This is a genomic window from Sphingomonas sp. S-NIH.Pt15_0812, assembly GCF_003951315.1.
Lineage (GTDB): Bacteria > Pseudomonadota > Alphaproteobacteria > Sphingomonadales > Sphingomonadaceae > Sphingomonas.
Map to the genome: position 1 here is coordinate 214,604 of NZ_QLJH01000004.1, position 15,597 is coordinate 230,200.

A 15,597-nucleotide genomic window follows, 5' to 3' on the forward strand; every position below is an offset into this window, starting at 1 on the left:
ATCGCCCCTTATGCCTTTTGGAGGACGGGCTTGATCTTCTGCCCCGGCGCCAGGAAGCCGCCCGCCGAGCGGACCACCCGTTCGGTGCCGTTCAGCCCGCTGGTGATCGCGACGCCCGCGTCGGACACCTGGCCCAGCTTCACGTCGCGGCGCTGCACCTTGTCCTGCGCGTCGACGATATAGACATAGGCCCCCCGATCGTCGCTCTGCAGCGCCGAGTCGGGCAGCAGCGGCTGGTAGCTGACGCCGCTGACGATCTGCGCCGACGCGAAGCCGCCCGGCCGCAGCGCGGGGTCGTAACGCAGCAGCACGCGGGCGACGCCCTGGCGCGTCTGCGGATCGATCACCGGCGACACCTGCCACACCTCGCCATTGAACCGACGCGACGAGCCGACCGGCGTCACGATCGCGCGCGCGCCGGGCGACAGGCCGATCAGGTCCGCCTCGCTCAGCTGCGCGCGCATTTCCATCTGCCCGCCCTGCGCCATGCGGAACAGCACCCCCGAGCCGGCGCCGACGATCTGGCCCGGTTCCGCCTGGCGGGTCAGCACCAGCCCGTCGGCGGGCGCACGGATATCGAGCCGGCCGTTGCGCGCGCGCGACTCGGCGTAGCTGGCGCCGGCCACCTTGACCCGCGCCGCCGCGGCGTCGCGAGTCGCGGTCCGGCGTTGCAGGTCGGCCTTGGAGATGAAGCCGCGATCGACCAGCGCCTTGGCCCGGTCCAGTTCGGCCTGCGCCAGCACCAGATCGGCCTGGGCGACATTGACCTGCGCGCCGAGCGCGGCGGCGGTCTGCGTCTGCACCGAGCGGTCGACGGTGGCGAGCACCTGTCCCGCCTTCACCCAGGCCCCCGGCTCGACCAGCACGCGCGTGATCATGCCGCCCTCGCCCGCCACGCCCACCGGCATCTCGCGCCGCGCGGCCAGCGTGCCCGTCGCCTGGATCAGCCGGTCGACGGTCGAGCGGCCGGGCGCGATGACGGAGACGGTGGGCAGCTGCTCGACCGGCTTGGCCGTCGCCGCCTTGTGTCCGCGGCCGAACACCGCCCAGGCGGCGACCGCGACCAGCAGCACCACGACGATCGCGATCACCCAGCGCCGCCGCTTGCGTCCCTGGGTCACGTCCGGGCCGGCCAGCCGTTCCTGCGCGATCGTGCCGGTCTCGTAGTTCATTCTGTCGCCATCCCCGTCCCGCCGCGCAATGTCGCGCTGCCCGTCCCGCGCTGTATTATCCGAATATATCACCCGGCTCAAGTCCCTGTGACTGGCCGAAGTAAAGCCAGTCTGGATGCAATGGGCGCATCGACATACCGGTTTATCGCGGATCGTTCAGCCCCGGTTTGGACAAGGCAGATCAAAGACGCCTTTATTTTCCTGGGGAGATTTTTTCGATGCGCCACCTCGTTCTGCTTGCCGCCGCCGCGCTGCCGGCCGCCGCCCTGCCCGCCGCCGCGCAGGCGCAGCAGGAGATCAGCGTGCTGCCGATGGTGCCCGCCAGCGGCACGTTGCTCGACGTGACGGCGGAGGGCCGCACCACGCGCGTGCCCGACCTGGCGACGATTCGCGCCGGCGTCGTGAACCAGGGCGCGGACGCGGCCGGTGCGCTCGCCGCCAATGCGACGGCGATGACGCGGGTGCTGGCCGGCCTGAAGGCGGCGGGAATCGCCCAGCGCGACATCGCCACCGCCAATGTCCAACTCTCGCCGCAATATCGCTATCAGGAGAATCAGCCGCCGGTCATCACCGGCTATCAGGCGACCAACAGCGTCACCATCCGCTTCCGCGACATCGCCCGCGCCGGCAAGGTGCTCGATGCGCTGGTCGCGCAGGGGGCCAACCAGATCGAGGGGCCGAACCTGTCGGTCGGCGAACCCGATGCCGCGCTGGACGAGGCACGGACCGATGCGGTGAAGCGGGCCCGCGCGCGCGCCGACCTCTATGCCCGCGCCGCCGGCCTGCGCGTGCTGCGCATCGTCTCGATCACCGAGGCGGGGCAGGATGCCGGCGGGCCCGGCCAGCCGCCGATGCTGATGGCGCGCGCCATGGCGATGAAGGCGGACACGCCGATCGTCGCGGGCGAGAAGGACATCACCGCGACCCTGCAGGTCCGCTTCCTGCTCGGATGACCCTTGCGCGGCGGGCCCGTCCGAAAAAACGGACAGGCCCGCCATCGGCCGCACTGTTTACGATCTATAAGAAAAGGGCCGCCCGGTGATCCCGGACGGCCCTTTTTCAACCCAAGCGTTTCGGGCGATCAGCGCACGCTGCCGCGACGCACCAGATTGACGATCGCCAGCAGGATGACCGCACCCAGCAGCGACACCAGGAACGACGTGATGGTCAGCGGGGCATTGTTGATCGAACCGCCCGAGATGACCAGGCCGCCGATGAAGGCGCCGACGATCCCGACGACGATGTTCAGGAAGATGCCCTGCTGCGCATCGGTGCGCATGATGATGCTCGCCAGCCAGCCGATGACGCCGCCGATAACCAGCCACAGAATGATGCCCATTTTAATTCCCTCCGTTACAAGCCCTTGCGACGGGGCGCTGACGGAAAGACTCCCAAGAGGCTATTCTTGTTCCGGCTCCGGTCCGATCAATATTTCTGCTGCTGGCGCTCATAGAGGGAACGATAATGCTGGATGCGGGTCACCCGCAGCCCCGGCATGCCCGAACGGTCGATCGCCCGCTGCCAGCCGGCGAACTCCTCGACCGTCAGGCCGTATCGCTCGCACACCTCGTCGACCGTCAACAGGCCGCCATTCACCGCGGCGACCACTTCGGCCTTGCGGCGCACCACCCAGCGCGTGGTCGAGGGCGGCGGCAGGCTATCGACCGTCAGCGGCTCTCCAAGCGGGCCAATGACCTTGGCGGGGCGGATTTTTTCGTTCTGGATCATAATTTTACCTCAACCGGGGAAGCCCGGCCCCCTTTCTGAACGCGTGTCACGCTATACTGGCGGGACTTGAAGATCGGCTGAAACGCCGCGGTAAACGGCATCTTCACTCCTCCTTCCACAGGGTGATCGCCTCGGCGACGGCACGGTTGAACGTGCCATCGACCGGTGCGAACGGACCGGCATCGAGCCGCGCCTGGACCTCGGCCGTCTCGCTTTCCATCTGCCGCGCGGCCACGCCCACCATCAGCACGGCCCAATCGCCGCGCCAGGTGACCAGGTCCGCCGACCGATCGAAACGGGGAAAACTAAGGTCCAAGAATCGCCTCTGTCGCCAATCGTTCGACCGGCTTAGCCCCGAGGGCATGAAAACCCGGTAAAGCTGTCGGAAAGAGTTCGTGAACCTGTCTTAACCCCGGAACGGTTCGACCCGTTAACCAATGGCTTGGCCTGTGGTCGCGGGCATGGCCGGACGGATCGCGAGCGACTATAGGCGGGAAATGACCGACGTGGATTTTCAGCTGGGACCGGACATTGCGCGCCGGCGGATCGTCGTCGCCATGTCGGGCGGCGTCGATTCCTCGGTGGTGGCGGCCCTGGCCAAGGCGAGCGGCGCGGAAACGATCGGCGTTACGCTCCAGCTCTACGACCATGGCGAGGCGACCAAGCGCGCCGGCGCCTGCTGCGCCGGCCGCGACATCCGCGACGCGCGCGCGGTCTGCGACCGGCTGGGCATCCCGCATTACGTGCTAGACCATGAGGATGCGTTCCGCGCGAACGTGGTCGACCGCTTCGCCGACGAATATCTGGCGGGGCGGACGCCGATCCCGTGCGTCCAGTGCAATATGGGGCCGAAATTCACCGACCTGCTGGCGATGGCCCGCGACCTGGGCGCGGATTGCCTGGCGACCGGCCATTATGTGCAGCGGGTCGCGGGGCCGGCGGGCGCGGAGATGCATCGTGGGGCCGATCCGGCGCGCGACCAGAGCTATTTCCTGTTCGCCACCACGCAGGACCAGCTCGATTACTGCCGCTTCCCGCTCGGCGCGCTGCCCAAGGCGCGGGTGCGCGAAATCGCCGCCGAACTGGGGCTGGGCGTCGCCACCAAGCCCGACAGCCAGGACATCTGCTTCGTCCCCGATGGCGACTATGCCGGGCTGGTGCGCAAGTTGCGCCCCGAGGCGGAGACGGCGGGCGAGATCGTCGACCTGGCCGGCCGGGTGCTGGGCCGGCATCGCGGGCTGATCCACTTCACGGTCGGGCAGCGGCGCGGGCTGGAGATCGGCGGCGCGCCGGAGCCGCTCTATGTCGTCCGGCTGGACCCGGAGAGCCGCCGCGTCGTGGTCGGCCCGCGCCGGGCGCTGGCGGTGTCGACGGCGCGGCTGGAGGGGGTCAACTGGATCGGCGGCGATCATCAGGGGCCGCTGACCGCCAAGGTGCGATCGATGGCCAAACCGGTGCCAGCGCGGTTCGACGGCGCGCGGCTGATGTTCGATTCGCCCGAATATGGCGTCGCGCCGGGCCAGGCCGCCGTCCTCTATGCCGGCGAGCGGGTGCTGGGCGGCGGCTGGATCGCCGCGACCGAGGCGGCGGATCAGGCGCTGGAGGATATGGCGGCGGCCTGATCCCGCCGCGGCCGCCGGGGCTTACACCTTGGCGGCGTAGATCATCCGGCCCTGGCCCAGGCGCGCGAACACCTGGTCGAGGTCGTTCTCGCCGACCGCGAAACAGCCCTGGCTGCGGCCGAGCATCCCATGGGTGCGCAGCATGTCCTCATTGGCATACCAGGCCGAATGGATGACGATCGCCCGGTCGAGCGCATTGTTGTTGGTCGGGTCCAGCCCGATCAGCCGCTGCGAGCGGCCATGCCGGCCGACATAATAATCGTCGGTCAGGAAGGCGCCCTCGGACGAGGCGTTCGAGCCGAAATCGTTGGAGAAGCGCTTGAGATAGCCGGTATGCGCCGGGTCCGATCCGCTCCCATGCGCGACGCGCAGCGACTGGCTGCGCCCGCTCGCCAGATCGACGAAGTGGAAGCGCGGCTGGTTCGATCCGGCGGTGAAATCGACGATCGCCATGCGGTCGCGATTGGGAATGCGGCTGCCATGGCGTTGCAGCGCGGCATAGGCCTGGCGGAACAGCTCGGGTCGCACGACCCGGGCGGAGAAGGCCGGCTCGGTCAGGGTCGTCGCCGGCGCATCGGGTGCGCTGAGCGGCTTCAGATCGCGCTGGGTCAGGCGGCGTGGCGTGGACATGGCCGCGCTGGGCACCGCCATGGTGGCCGCCAGTACCAGAGTGTTCTTAATCAGCGCGCGCCGTCCGCGCGCGACCTCTTGATCGTGCATCGACTTCCCGGATCGTTGTGAACCCCGCGCTGCATCCTATAGCATCGAAAACCTTGCATTTCTGTAGCCCCGGCCGCCGCTCGTTCCCGTTTTCCCGTCGCTCCGCCGCATCCCTCCCACCATTCGCCGCGAGTCGCGCATGGCACCGTTCGTCGCATCGCGCGTTAACGAATCCAGAAAGGGGATAGACAAGGGGACGAACGCAATGAAGAAGATGTCGATTACTCTGCTCGCCATGACGAGCGCGCTGCTGATCGCGCAACCGGCTTTCGCCCGATCCGAAGCGGCGATGATCGATGCGGCCGCCGCCGAACTGGCCCCCAATGATTATGTCTGGACCGACACCGCGCCGCCGGCCGCCCCGGGCCAGCCGAGCCCCGTCGCGATGGCGCAGGCCGTGACCCTGGTGGTCAGCCTGCCCCTGCAACGGGCCTATCTCTATCGTGGCGACGTGCTCGTCGCCGCCTCCACCGTGTCGACCGGCCGCGACGGCAACGACACGCCGACCGGCATCTATCCGATCCTGCAGAAGAACAAGGACCACCGTTCCAACATCTATGACGGCGCGCCGATGCCCTATATGCAGCGCCTGACCTGGGACGGTATCGCCCTCCATGCCGGCAACAATCCCGGCTTTCCCGATTCGCACGGCTGCGTCCGCCTGCCGGCCGGGTTCGCGAAGAAGCTGTTCGGGGTGACGACGCTGGGCACCACCGTGGTCGTCACCGACGAAGCGGTCGTCGGCGACCGGCTCGACCGCAGCCTGCTCCAGACCGATTCGGCCCGCGCCAACGCCGCGCAGATCGCCGCGCTGGACCGTTGAGCCGCTGAGTCTAGGCGGGAAGCCCCAGTGCGCGCAGCCGGGCGACGCAATCCTCGGCTCCGACGAACAGGATCGATCGCAGCCCCAGCGCCTCCGCGCCCGCGACATTGGCGGCATTGTCGTCGATGAATACCGCCTCTTCGGGCCGGAGGCCGAACCGGTCGAGCGCCAGCCGGTAGAGCGCCGGATCGGGCTTCACCATCTTCTCCTCGCCCGACACCACGATGTCGCGGAACCGGTCGAACAGCGCCGCCTCCTGCGCGCGGAAGGGTGGGAAGAATTCGTGGCTGAAATTGGTGATCGCGAACAGCGGCACGCCGGCGGCGTCGAGTCGCTCGACCAGCGCGTGCATATGCTCGACCGGCCCCGGAATGCTCTCCCCGAATCGCGGCCCCCAGGCGGCGATCAGCGTTTCATGCTGCGGAAAACGTGCGCTCAGCTCCGCCGAGGTGGCAGCGAAATCGCGCCCCTCGTCGTGCTGGTAATGCCAGTCGTGAGTCACGACCTCGCGCAGGAACGCATCGAGCGCCTCACCCTCGGGGATGAGGCGCTCGTAGAGGAACCTGGGGTCCCAATGGTACAGGACGCGACCGATATCGAAGATAACGGCCTTGGGCGTCATGTTCAGCCCTGGCGGGCCTTGAACCGGCGGTTGGTCTTGTTGATGACATAGGTGCGACCGCGACGGCGGATCACGCGGTTGTCGCGATGACGGTCCTTCAGCGACTTCAGGCTGTTGCGAATTTTCATGGCGCACTTCTGTTGGGATGGTGTCGGAAAGTCCCGCCGCCTAGGGAAGGATGGGGCTTGAGTCAAGCAACGCAGGCCGGCATCGGTGCGTTACGCTATCGCAACCGTTCCAAGAGGCCACTGCCCATGCTCCTCCGCCGCCTGTCCTTCCTCCCGGCCCTGCTGCCGATCGCGGCGCTGTCCGCCTGCGCCACCACCACGTCGCTGCCGCCGACCGAGGTGCTGCGCTATCACCTGGGCGAGCCGATCGACCGGGGCACCATCTCCGTCCAGCCGCTGGGCGTGGAGAATGCCCCCGCCAGCCTGGAGTTCAAGACCTATGCCGCCGCCGTCGAGACGCAGCTGCTGCGCAACGGCTATGCGCTCGCCAAGCCGGGCGCCAAGCCGCAGCTGATCGCCACGGTCGGCTTCACCCGCGCCGATGTCGAGGGGCCGGCGCGCCGCTCGCCCGTCTCGATCGGGCTGGGCGGCGGATCGTTCGGCGGCGGGCGCGGCGGTGGCGTGGGCTTGGGCGGCGGGGTGAACTTCCCGATCGGTGGCGGCGGTCCGCGCACGATGATCGCCACCGAACTGGCGGTCACGATCAAGCGCAGCGTCGATCAGAGCCCGGTCTGGGAGGGCCGCGCCCATTCGGTCAGCGATCCGCGCAAGGCCGCGAGCGATGTCGGCGCCGAGGCGAACACGCTCGCCGCCGCGCTGTTCACGGGCTTTCCGGGCGAGTCCGGCCGGACTATCCAGGTCAAATGAGCATCATCGTCAACGCCGCCTTCGATGGCGGCAACATCCGCGTGGTCGCCATCGAGGGCGACCGGGTCGACCTGGAGATCGTCCAGGACAAGGACTCGGACTTCTACCAGTGGTTCTCCTTCCGCGTGGCCGGGGCGGCCGGGCGGACGCTGACCTTCCGCATCCTCAACGCGGGCGGTTCGGCCTATCCGTTCGGCTGGCCGGGCTACAAGGTCCGCGCCTCGACCGACCGGCTGGCGTGGCGGCAGGCCGAGACGCGCTATGCCGACGGCGTGCTGGAATGGCAGTGGACCGGCGACGCGCCGCTCGCCTGGTTCGCCTATTTCGCGCCCTATACGATGGAGATGCACGAGGCGCTGGTGGCGCGTATCGCCCAGGCGCCCGGCATCGAGCATCGCGAACTCGGCCAGAGCCTGGACGGACAGGCGATCGACTATTTCCGGATCGGCACCGGCCCCAAGCAGGTCTGGCTCTATGGCCGCCAGCATCCGGGCGAATCGATGACCGAATGGTGGATGGAAGGCGCGCTGGAGCGGCTGACCGACGCGGCCGATCCCGTCACCGCCGACCTGCTGGCCCGCGCGACCGTCCATGTCGTGCCCAACATGAATCCGGACGGCACGCGGCGCGGCCATCTGCGCACCAATGCGGTCGGCGTGAACCTCAACCGCGAGTGGCACGCCCCCACGCCGGAGCGAAGCCCGGAGGTGTTGTGCGTCCGCAACCGGATGGACGAGACCGGCGTCGATGTGGCGATCGACGTGCACGGCGACGAGGCGATCCCCGCCAACTTCCTCGCCGGCTATGAGGGGATACCGAGCTGGACCGAGGAGCATGGCGCCAAATTCTACGAGTTCGGCCGCCGTCTCGCCGTGCATACGCCAGAGTTCCAGACCGAGCAGGGCTATGAGAAATCCTCGGCCGGCAACGCCAATCTCTCCATGTCGACCAACCAGCTGGCGGAGCGGTTCGGCGCGGTGTCGATGACGCTGGAGATGCCGTTCAAGGATCACGACCCCAATGCCGATCCGGAGTTCGGCTGGAGCCCCGACCGCTCCAAGCGCCTCGCCCATGCGATGCTGGAGACGCTGCACGACATGCTCGACCAGTTCTGACGTTTGACGAGGGGTGCCGGGACGCACCCCTCGTCACCCTCAGCCCAGCACCTCCGCCAGGAAATCCGTCGCCGCGCGCCAGCTGCGCCGGTCGGCGGGTTCGTCATGGCCGAAGCCGCCATCGGTCTTCGCCACCGCCCGGTCGGTGAAGGCGTGGCCCGCATGGCCATAGGCATGGATCTGCCAGTCCGCGCCCGCCGCCGTCAGCTCCTGCCCCAGCCCGACCAGCGCCTCCGGCGGCGCCAGCGGATCGTCCCAACCGTGACAGACCAGCAGCTTCGCCGCGATCCGATCCGGCGTCGTGTAATCCGGCCGGTCGTAGAGCCCGTGGAACGACACCACGCCCCGCACGCCCAGGCCGGCGCGCGCCATGTCGATCACCGCCTTGCCGCCGAAGCAATAGCCGATCGCCGCGCAGCGACCGCCGTCCACGCCGGGCAGGCCCTTCAACGCCGCCAGCGACGCGTCCAGCCGGTCGCGGAGCAGCGCGCGGTCGGCGTTGAGCGGGTCCATGTAGCGCGACACGTCCGGCTCGCCGCGCTTCGCGCGCTTGCCCTGCCCGTACACGTCCGCGACCAACGCCACGTAACCCAGCGCCGCCAGCCGCTCCGCCACCTCGGTGTCGCTCTCCTTCGCGCCCAGGATGTTGGGCACGACCAGCACGCCCGGCTGCGCCTCACCCGCAGCCGCGTCGCGCATTGCCACGCCCTCGAACGGGCCGCCCGGCCCGTCATAGACCAATTTCTGTCGTTCGATCGTCATCGCCATCCTCACTCCTGCGATTGGCCCGGCTCGCGCAAGCCGCTAGGGGAACGCCTCATCTTGCTGCAAGGAGCCGCCATGCCCACGCTCGTTCTCATCCGCCACGGCCAGTCGACCTGGAACCTGGAGAACCGCTTCACCGGCTGGTGGGATGTCGACGTGACCGAACAGGGCGTGGCCGAGGCGCGCGCGGCGGGCGCGCTGATGGCGGCGAAGGGCCTGGATTTCGACCTGACCTTCACCTCGCTCCAGACGCGCGCGATCAAGACGCTGAACCTGGCGCTGGAGGCGATGGGCCGGCTGTGGCTGCCGACCGAGAAGCATTGGCGGCTGAACGAGCGTCATTATGGCGGCCTGACCGGACTGGACAAGGCGGAGACGGCGGCCAAGCATGGCGAGGAGCAGGTGAAGATCTGGCGTCGCAGCTTCGACGTGCCCCCGCCCCCGCAAGAGGCCGGCTCCGCCTTCGACCTCGCGGCCGACCGGCGCTATGCCGGGATCGACATCCCCAACACCGAGAGCCTGAAGGACACGATCGCCCGCGTCCTGCCCTATTGGGACGAGCGGATCGCGCCGGCGCTGCGCGACGGCAACCGGGTGCTGATCTCCGCCCATGGCAATTCGCTGCGCGCCCTGGTCAAGCATCTGTCGAACATCCCGGACGACGAGATCACCGGGCTGGAGATCCCGACCGGGCAGCCGATCGTCTATGAACTGGACGACGACCTGAACGCGCTCGACCGTTACTATCTGTCGGAGCGCTGATACCGGCACGCATATCGGGCATCGGACATGACCCGCATCAACCCGGACGATCATCTGGAGACGGATGCCGGTCGCGTCTGGACGCCGGAACGCAATGCCGAGGCCTGGCGGCGTTCCTTCCAGCAGCTCGAACGGGCGATCGCCGATGCCGGGCCGTCGGCCCGCGTCATCCTGGTCTGCGGGCTTCAGGGGGCGGGCAAGACATGCTGGATCGGAAGCCAGCCAAAGAGCGCCGGCACCATCTATTTCGATGCCGCCCTGCCCCGCGCCCGTCACCGGGCCCCCGTCATCGATATCGCGCGCCGATCGGGGATCACTATCGAGGCGGTGTGGATCGATACGCCGCTCGCCATGGCGTTGGTCCGCAACGCCCGGCGTCCCGAGGATCAGGTCGTGCCGGACGCGGCCATCCGGTCGGTCGCCGACCAGTTCGAACCGCCCCGGACGGCGGAAGGCTTCGCGCGGGTCCGGATCGTTCGGACCGGGGATTGATCAGGACCGCTCCCAGGCCTGCACCGGCCCCACGCGCCACGCCATCACCGTCAGCACCCCCGCCGCCGCGACCGCGCCCCATAGCGCGTTCAACCCGTGGAGCGGATAGAGCGCCGCCCCCGTCACCGCGCCCACGACCAGTCCCGCCCAGAGCAGCAGATAGGGCAGCCAGCGCCAGCGCGGGCCGCCGGCACTCGCCACGGCGAGGTTCTGGCCCAATTTTACCAGCGTGCCGGTCATATAGGTGACGCCGACGCTCACCTCGCCACCGCGCTGGAAGACGTTGTTCTCCGCCCCCATCGCCAGCACCAGCAGGAACAGGGCGGCCATCGGCGCGGCCGTCATCGTCCCCACTGATGCGGCGAGCGCGAGCAGCAGCGTCACCAACGCCAGCACCGCCGGCTTGCGCCGCCGGCCCGCCGCCAGTGCGACCCGCGCGCCCAGCACCACGCCCAGCACGAAGCAGGCGAGCAGCCCCGCCGCCACCGCCACGCCGTTGGCGTTGCCAGCGATCGCCACCCCCAATTGCGTCGAATTGCCGCTCATGAACGACACGAACAGCCCGCCCAGCCGCAGGAAACCGATCGCATCGACATAGCCGGCCAGCATCGCCAGCCCGGCGGCCAGGACCCAGAGAGGCTTGCGCTGGCGGATCATGCCGCAGCGTATAGCGCAGCGTGCGAAGCCCCGGAAGCATTCGTCCCTTTTCGGCCATGACATTCGCCATCCCGGTCGCTAGTCAGCGCCTTCGCCTTGCCAGGAGAGCCTGTCCGTGTCCGTACCAATTGTCGGCATCATCATGGGATCGACATCCGATTGGGAGACGATGCGCCACGCCGCCGAGACGCTGGATGCGCTCGGCGTGGCCTATGAAACGCGCGTGGTATCCGCGCATCGCACGCCGCAACGCCTTTATGACTATGCGACCGGCGCGGCGGAGCGCGGGCTGAAGGTCGTGATCGCGGGCGCGGGCGGCGCGGCGCACCTGCCCGGCATGGCGGCGGCGATGACGCATCTGCCGGTGCTGGGCGTACCGGTCGAATCCAAGGCGTTGAAGGGCATGGATAGCCTGTTGTCGATCGTGCAGATGCCGGGCGGCATCCCGGTCGGCACGCTGGCGATCGGCAAGGCGGGGGCGATCAATGCCGGCCTGCTCGCCGCCGCGATCCTGGCGACCAACGACACCGACCTGACCGAGCGGTTGAAGGCGTGGCGCGCGGCGCAGACCGATTCGGTCGCGCTCGATCCCGCCGCCGGAACCACGGCATGAGCGCGCCGACCCCGCTGCCGCCCGGTTCGACGATCGGCATCCTGGGCGGCGGGCAGCTTGGCCGGATGCTGGCGGTCGCCGCCGCGCAGCTCGGCTATCGCACCCATGTCCTCGCCCCCGATCGCGAGAGCGTCGCCGCGCAGACCGCCTCCAGCCTCACCCGCGCCGATTACCACAACCGTGTCGTGCTGGAGGATTTCGCCGCCGCCTGCGACGTCGTCACCTATGAATTCGAGAATATCGCGCTCGCCCCGGTCGAATGGCTGGCGGAGCGGGTGCCCGTGCACCCCCATCCCCGCGCGCTCGCCGTGGCGCAGGAGCGGATCGCCGAGAAGCGCTTCGTCGAGAGCGTCGGCGGCACGCCCGCTCGCTGGGCCCCGGTCGACAGCCGCGAGTCGCTCGACGCCGCGATCGCCCAGGTCGGCACCCCCGCCGTGCTCAAGACCACGCGCTTCGGCTATGACGGCAAGGGGCAGGTGCGGCTGCGCGCACCCACCGACGCGGACGCCGCCTGGGCGGCGATCGGCGGGCCGGCGGTGCTCGAATCCTTCGTCACGTTCGACCATGAATTCTCGGTGCTGATCGCGCGCGGGCAGGACGGCGCGACCGTCCGCTACGACACGCCGCTCAACGTGCATGAGGATGCGATCCTGCGCACCTCCACCGTCCCCGCCCCGCTGGAGGTCCGCACCCAGGCGATCGAGGCCGCCGACCTGGCGGTGCGCATCGCCGAGCAGCTCGGCTATGTCGGCGTCCTCGCCTGCGAGTTCTTCGCGACCGCGAACGGCCCGGTGTTCAACGAGATGGCGCCGCGCGTCCACAATAGCGGCCATTGGACGATCGAGGGTGCGGACTGTTCGCAGTTCGAGAACCATATCCGCGCGATCTGCGGCCTGCCGCTCGGCCGGACCGACCTGACGGCCGCGCGGGTGACGATGCGCAACCTGATCGGCGACGACGCCTATGCGGCGGCGCTCACCGAACCGGGCGCGCATCTGCACCTCTATGGCAAGAACAGCGTCCGTCCCGGTCGCAAGATGGGGCATGTCACGCGCGTCGAACGCTGAACGCCGCTATATCACGCTTGCCCGATCCGGTCGGCCATCTAACCATAGAAGAACGCCTCGTTCGCCGGCTCTATGCCTCGGTAATCACGACATAGCGTTTGAGGTGGAGCCCCTCCAACTCCGTGAGCGGCCCCGCCTCCACCGCCATGCCCCTGGGAATACCGGTGCTGAATGGCGCCTCCCTGATTTGCCCCGCGCCCCCGCCAACACCTCGAACGCCGTCTGAAACGCTTGCCCCTCCTTGGCGCATGCATGATTCTTCCGCTCCAATTCCAGCCGCTGCTGCTGAAGCTTCGCCGCCCGCTTCTCCGTGCGCCGCTCGCCGGAGGTCATCAGCTACTGGAGGCCTTTCGCTTCCTGTGTCCTTTACTGCGGTGTTCTCGAATTGCGCGCGACGCCCTCGGTCGCACTGCAACGACAGGTGGGCAGCATGGGAGCTCCTCGAACACCTGCCGAAGGTCGTGCCTTACCACATGTGCAGGATCCTGACCGATAACGGCATCCAGTTCGTCGAGCAGCCGCATAACCACAGCACCGGCTTGTCGAGCCGAACCATCTCGGGACCAACGGTCAGAGCCTGCCCCGGCGGAGATCGGGGTCGAGCAGATAAACCGGACGATCAAGGAGGCCACCGTCAAGCGCTTCCACGAGGAGAGTCATGACCGGTTGTGGACGTACCGCGCGGACTTCATGGCCGCCTGTAACTTTGCTCGATAATTCAATACGCTGATCGGCCTCACACCCTATGAATACATTGCCAGGATTTGAACGTCAGAGCCACATCGGTTCATCGTCGACACGATCCACCAGATGCCGGGACTGAACACCTATAACGACCAGGCGGCACGGCGCTCATGCTGCTTGCGGCGTTGGCGGTCGGACGCTAGTGTTCGGCACGCTAATGTACGCTCGTTGAGAGCTTCTGGATCGACCCCATTTTGGATGGACGGCATGGAATGGTGCGGTATAGCCGAGCCATAAGATGGCGGTCGCTTCATATCACATTCAAGGTTTGACGGTGTCAACGCAGATTTCGGGAATTTCGATGACCATCCATTCATGCAGGGTTTGCGGCCACGATGCTGGTCACACGGAGTTCGCAGCTCGCGAAATGATGTTCGGGACGCGGGACGTTTTCTCTTATTTCCGCTGTGGCGATTGCGGCACTTTGCAGATTACCGAACTTCCCGAGGATATCGCGCGCTACTATGGCGAAGGTTATTATTCTTTCAGCACGGTCGAGCGCACACCGCTCAAAAAGCGGCTGATCTACAGCCGCGACCAACATAATTTGCGCGCACGCAGAGGCGTCGCGGGCTTCTTCGTCAGCATGCTCAAGCCCGATCCGACGACGGAACTGATTGGTGATCTTATCCGCGATAAGTCCAGCCACGTCCTCGACGTGGGCTGCGGATCGGGAGAATTGCTCGATCGGATGGCCAATGCTGGTTACACCCGCCTTGCGGGTGTCGACCCGTTCATTGCGGCGGATCTTCGTACGGGTACGGGCGTACCGATCAGTAAGAAGTTCATTCACGAGGTGACCGACACCTACGACGTCGTCATGTTCAATCATTCGCTGGAGCATGTTGACGACCCCATCGCCTCGCTGACCGAGGCACGCCGTGTGCTGCGGCCGGGCGGACGCGTGATCGTACGCATCCCGACCGTATCCTGCGAGGCGTGGGAGCAGTATGGGACCGACTGGGTTCAGCTCGATGCACCACGTCACTTCGTGCTGCTGTCGCGCGACGGCGTGGCGCGCGCGGCCTCCGCGGCAGGCCTACGTCTGGCAAGGACCATCGACGACTCCGGCGAGTTCCAGTTCACCGGTAGCGAACTTTACCGTCGGGATATCCCCTTGTCCGATCCTCGGCGTAACACGACCTTCGGCAAGATGGCGATCCTGAAATACCGGATGAAGGCCCGCGCGCTCAATCGCCAGCATCGTGGCGACCAGGCGGCATTCATCCTGGAGGCGTGACGCGTCTCCCGTTCTTGCAACATCGCTTTGTCGGTGAACTAGACGCTTGAACCCTGCGATAGGTCGTAATTACAAAGGATGCCCTATGGGGCGGTTCCACATGGGGATCGCCCATATGCCAGGCGCGCTCCCCGGCCTTCGCCGGGGGAGGATGGCCTTCCCGCCTAGTTAAGAACGCCTGAGTGCCTTACCATCACCGCATGCGCCCAGCCTTCTGAGCTGCCCCCCTCTGAGTGGTCCATCGACTATGACAGTCTGGACCAAGGAAGGGACGACGAATGCCTGCCAAGAAGCACAAGCCCGAGGAAATCATCGGGAAGCTGCGCGAGGTTGAGATCATGCTGGGTCAGGGCGGCACGACCGCCGAGGCCTGCCGGCGGATCGCCGTCAGCGAGCAGACTTACTATCGGTGGCGCAAGGAATATGGCGGCCTGAAGACGGATCAGGCGCGTTGGATGAAGGATCTGGAGAAGGAGAACGCCCGGCTGCGTCGTGCGATCTCGGATCTGACGCTCGACAAGCTGATCCTGCAGGAGGCAGCAAAGGGAAACTTCTGAGCCCCGCACGGCGCCGACGCTGC

General features: G+C 67.5%; 19 protein-coding genes and 2 pseudogenes. 12 read left to right on the forward strand and 9 right to left on the reverse strand.

What is annotated here, in order from left to right; translation table 11 throughout:
• Positions 1-8 precede the first annotated feature (8 nt).
• Entirely contained in the window at positions 9-1,172 is a 1,164-nt protein-coding gene (locus tag BRX43_RS04585; RefSeq protein WP_125993661.1) for an efflux RND transporter periplasmic adaptor subunit, read from the reverse strand.
• 218 nt (positions 1,173-1,390) lie between these two features.
• Between BRX43_RS04585 and BRX43_RS04590 the strand changes: the two genes are divergently transcribed.
• Positions 1,391-2,125, forward strand: coding sequence for an SIMPL domain-containing protein (locus tag BRX43_RS04590; RefSeq protein WP_125993662.1), 735 nt, complete (start codon positions 1,391-1,393; stop codon positions 2,123-2,125).
• 128 nt (positions 2,126-2,253) lie between these two features.
• Here the strand turns inward: BRX43_RS04590 and BRX43_RS04595 are convergent, their stop codons facing one another.
• From BRX43_RS04595 to BRX43_RS04605, 3 genes are all read right to left on the reverse strand, one after another.
• Complete coding sequence (locus BRX43_RS04595; RefSeq protein WP_125993663.1) at positions 2,254-2,511, reverse strand: GlsB/YeaQ/YmgE family stress response membrane protein; 258 nt, start codon at positions 2,509-2,511, stop codon at positions 2,254-2,256.
• A gap of 86 nt (positions 2,512-2,597) precedes the next feature.
• Positions 2,598-2,900 carry a DUF1153 domain-containing protein gene (locus tag BRX43_RS04600; RefSeq protein ID WP_125993664.1) on the reverse strand — a complete coding sequence of 101 codons (303 nt, stop codon included), beginning with the start codon at positions 2,898-2,900 and terminating at the stop codon, positions 2,598-2,600.
• Positions 2,901-3,003: 103 nt separating this feature from the next.
• Positions 3,004-3,216 (reverse strand): hypothetical protein, encoded by a 213-nt coding sequence (locus tag BRX43_RS04605; RefSeq protein ID WP_125993665.1) that lies wholly within the window; start codon positions 3,214-3,216, stop codon positions 3,004-3,006.
• A 181-nt stretch (positions 3,217-3,397) separates the two neighbouring features.
• On the opposite strand from BRX43_RS04605, the gene mnmA reads away from it, so the two are divergent.
• Positions 3,398-4,522, forward strand: coding sequence for a tRNA 2-thiouridine(34) synthase MnmA (mnmA, locus tag BRX43_RS04610; protein ID WP_125993666.1), 1,125 nt, complete (start codon positions 3,398-3,400; stop codon positions 4,520-4,522).
• Positions 4,523-4,543: 21 nt separating this feature from the next.
• On the opposite strand, the gene BRX43_RS04615 is transcribed toward mnmA, so the two are convergent.
• Complete coding sequence (locus BRX43_RS04615; RefSeq protein WP_125993667.1) at positions 4,544-5,242, reverse strand: murein L,D-transpeptidase catalytic domain family protein; 699 nt, start codon at positions 5,240-5,242, stop codon at positions 4,544-4,546.
• A gap of 205 nt (positions 5,243-5,447) precedes the next feature.
• Here BRX43_RS04615 and BRX43_RS04620 point away from each other — a divergent pair, with 205 nt between their 5' ends.
• The gene (locus tag BRX43_RS04620; protein ID WP_241214760.1) at positions 5,448-6,065 is read left to right on the forward strand and encodes a L,D-transpeptidase family protein; all 618 of its coding nucleotides are present in this window, start codon (positions 5,448-5,450) and stop codon (positions 6,063-6,065) included.
• A 10-nt stretch (positions 6,066-6,075) separates the two neighbouring features.
• Here the strand turns inward: BRX43_RS04620 and BRX43_RS04625 are convergent, their stop codons facing one another.
• Together BRX43_RS04625 and ykgO are read right to left on the reverse strand one after the other, a co-directional pair.
• Positions 6,076-6,687 carry an HAD family phosphatase gene (locus BRX43_RS04625; protein WP_125993668.1) on the reverse strand — a complete coding sequence of 204 codons (612 nt, stop codon included), beginning with the start codon at positions 6,685-6,687 and terminating at the stop codon, positions 6,076-6,078.
• Between the two features lie 2 nt (positions 6,688-6,689).
• Positions 6,690-6,815, reverse strand: coding sequence for a type B 50S ribosomal protein L36 (ykgO, locus tag BRX43_RS04630; protein WP_003046794.1), 126 nt, complete (start codon positions 6,813-6,815; stop codon positions 6,690-6,692).
• A gap of 126 nt (positions 6,816-6,941) precedes the next feature.
• Between ykgO and BRX43_RS04635 the strand changes: the two genes are divergently transcribed.
• Together BRX43_RS04635 and BRX43_RS04640 are read left to right on the forward strand one after the other, a co-directional pair.
• Positions 6,942-7,562 (forward strand): DUF4136 domain-containing protein, encoded by a 621-nt coding sequence (locus BRX43_RS04635; RefSeq protein ID WP_125993704.1) that lies wholly within the window; start codon positions 6,942-6,944, stop codon positions 7,560-7,562.
• Positions 7,559-8,677, forward strand: coding sequence for a M14-type cytosolic carboxypeptidase (locus BRX43_RS04640; protein WP_125993669.1), 1,119 nt, complete (start codon positions 7,559-7,561; stop codon positions 8,675-8,677). The genes BRX43_RS04635 and BRX43_RS04640 overlap by 4 nt, the downstream gene beginning before the upstream one ends.
• 39 nt (positions 8,678-8,716) lie before the next feature.
• Here the strand turns inward: BRX43_RS04640 and BRX43_RS04645 are convergent, their stop codons facing one another.
• Complete coding sequence (locus BRX43_RS04645) at positions 8,717-9,439, reverse strand: dienelactone hydrolase family protein (RefSeq protein ID WP_125993705.1); 723 nt, start codon at positions 9,437-9,439, stop codon at positions 8,717-8,719.
• 78 nt (positions 9,440-9,517) lie between these two features.
• Between BRX43_RS04645 and gpmA the strand changes: the two genes are divergently transcribed.
• Both gpmA and BRX43_RS04655 read left to right on the forward strand, forming a co-directional pair.
• The gene (gene gpmA / locus BRX43_RS04650; protein WP_125993670.1) at positions 9,518-10,204 is read left to right on the forward strand and encodes a 2,3-diphosphoglycerate-dependent phosphoglycerate mutase; all 687 of its coding nucleotides are present in this window, start codon (positions 9,518-9,520) and stop codon (positions 10,202-10,204) included.
• Positions 10,205-10,231: 27 nt separating this feature from the next.
• Positions 10,232-10,696, forward strand: a complete 465-nt coding sequence (locus BRX43_RS04655; protein WP_125993671.1) for an AAA family ATPase — start codon at positions 10,232-10,234, stop codon at positions 10,694-10,696.
• Here BRX43_RS04655 and BRX43_RS04660 read toward each other — a convergent pair whose 3' ends face one another.
• Complete coding sequence (locus BRX43_RS04660; RefSeq protein ID WP_125993672.1) at positions 10,697-11,353, reverse strand: YoaK family protein; 657 nt, start codon at positions 11,351-11,353, stop codon at positions 10,697-10,699.
• A 142-nt stretch (positions 11,354-11,495) separates the two neighbouring features.
• Here BRX43_RS04660 and purE point away from each other — a divergent pair, with 142 nt between their 5' ends.
• From purE to BRX43_RS04680, 5 genes and pseudogenes are all read left to right on the forward strand, one after another.
• A complete protein-coding gene (gene purE / locus BRX43_RS04665; RefSeq protein ID WP_125993706.1) occupies positions 11,496-11,966 on the forward strand; it encodes a 5-(carboxyamino)imidazole ribonucleotide mutase in 471 nt (156 codons plus the stop codon).
• Positions 11,963-13,033 (forward strand): 5-(carboxyamino)imidazole ribonucleotide synthase, encoded by a 1,071-nt coding sequence (locus tag BRX43_RS04670; RefSeq protein WP_125993673.1) that lies wholly within the window; start codon positions 11,963-11,965, stop codon positions 13,031-13,033. The genes purE and BRX43_RS04670 overlap by 4 nt, the downstream gene beginning before the upstream one ends.
• A gap of 529 nt (positions 13,034-13,562) precedes the next feature.
• Positions 13,563-13,861: pseudogene (locus tag BRX43_RS20750) on the forward strand (IS481 family transposase); the annotation flags it as partial.
• Positions 13,862-14,078: 217 nt separating this feature from the next.
• Positions 14,079-15,017 carry a class I SAM-dependent methyltransferase gene (locus tag BRX43_RS04675; protein WP_164523524.1) on the forward strand — a complete coding sequence of 313 codons (939 nt, stop codon included), beginning with the start codon at positions 14,079-14,081 and terminating at the stop codon, positions 15,015-15,017.
• 278 nt (positions 15,018-15,295) lie between these two features.
• A pseudogene (locus BRX43_RS04680) lies at positions 15,296-15,597 on the forward strand (transposase); the annotation flags it as partial.

Excerpts from the sequence above, each read along its gene's own strand:
- BRX43_RS04585 (WP_125993661.1), bottom strand. The coding sequence starts at position 1,172 with ATGAACTACGAGACCGGCACGATCGCGCAGGAACGGCTGGCCGGCCCG.
- BRX43_RS04590 (WP_125993662.1), top strand. The coding sequence starts at position 1,391 with ATGCGCCACCTCGTTCTGCTTGCCGCCGCCGCGCTGCCGGCCGCCGCC.
- BRX43_RS04595 (WP_125993663.1), bottom strand. The coding sequence starts at position 2,511 with ATGGGCATCATTCTGTGGCTGGTTATCGGCGGCGTCATCGGCTGGCTG.
- BRX43_RS04600 (WP_125993664.1), bottom strand. The coding sequence starts at position 2,900 with ATGATCCAGAACGAAAAAATCCGCCCCGCCAAGGTCATTGGCCCGCTT.
- mnmA (WP_125993666.1), top strand. The coding sequence starts at position 3,398 with ATGACCGACGTGGATTTTCAGCTGGGACCGGACATTGCGCGCCGGCGG.
- BRX43_RS04615 (WP_125993667.1), bottom strand. The coding sequence starts at position 5,242 with ATGCACGATCAAGAGGTCGCGCGCGGACGGCGCGCGCTGATTAAGAAC.
- BRX43_RS04620 (WP_241214760.1), top strand. The coding sequence starts at position 5,448 with ATGAAGAAGATGTCGATTACTCTGCTCGCCATGACGAGCGCGCTGCTG.
- BRX43_RS04625 (WP_125993668.1), bottom strand. The coding sequence starts at position 6,687 with ATGACGCCCAAGGCCGTTATCTTCGATATCGGTCGCGTCCTGTACCAT.
- ykgO (WP_003046794.1), bottom strand. The coding sequence starts at position 6,815 with ATGAAAATTCGCAACAGCCTGAAGTCGCTGAAGGACCGTCATCGCGAC.
- BRX43_RS04635 (WP_125993704.1), top strand. The coding sequence starts at position 6,942 with ATGCTCCTCCGCCGCCTGTCCTTCCTCCCGGCCCTGCTGCCGATCGCG.
- BRX43_RS04640 (WP_125993669.1), top strand. The coding sequence starts at position 7,559 with ATGAGCATCATCGTCAACGCCGCCTTCGATGGCGGCAACATCCGCGTG.
- BRX43_RS04645 (WP_125993705.1), bottom strand. The coding sequence starts at position 9,439 with ATGACGATCGAACGACAGAAATTGGTCTATGACGGGCCGGGCGGCCCG.
- gpmA (WP_125993670.1), top strand. The coding sequence starts at position 9,518 with ATGCCCACGCTCGTTCTCATCCGCCACGGCCAGTCGACCTGGAACCTG.
- BRX43_RS04655 (WP_125993671.1), top strand. The coding sequence starts at position 10,232 with ATGACCCGCATCAACCCGGACGATCATCTGGAGACGGATGCCGGTCGC.
- BRX43_RS04660 (WP_125993672.1), bottom strand. The coding sequence starts at position 11,353 with ATGATCCGCCAGCGCAAGCCTCTCTGGGTCCTGGCCGCCGGGCTGGCG.
- purE (WP_125993706.1), top strand. The coding sequence starts at position 11,496 with ATGGGATCGACATCCGATTGGGAGACGATGCGCCACGCCGCCGAGACG.
- BRX43_RS04670 (WP_125993673.1), top strand. The coding sequence starts at position 11,963 with ATGAGCGCGCCGACCCCGCTGCCGCCCGGTTCGACGATCGGCATCCTG.
- BRX43_RS04675 (WP_164523524.1), top strand. The coding sequence starts at position 14,079 with ATGACCATCCATTCATGCAGGGTTTGCGGCCACGATGCTGGTCACACG.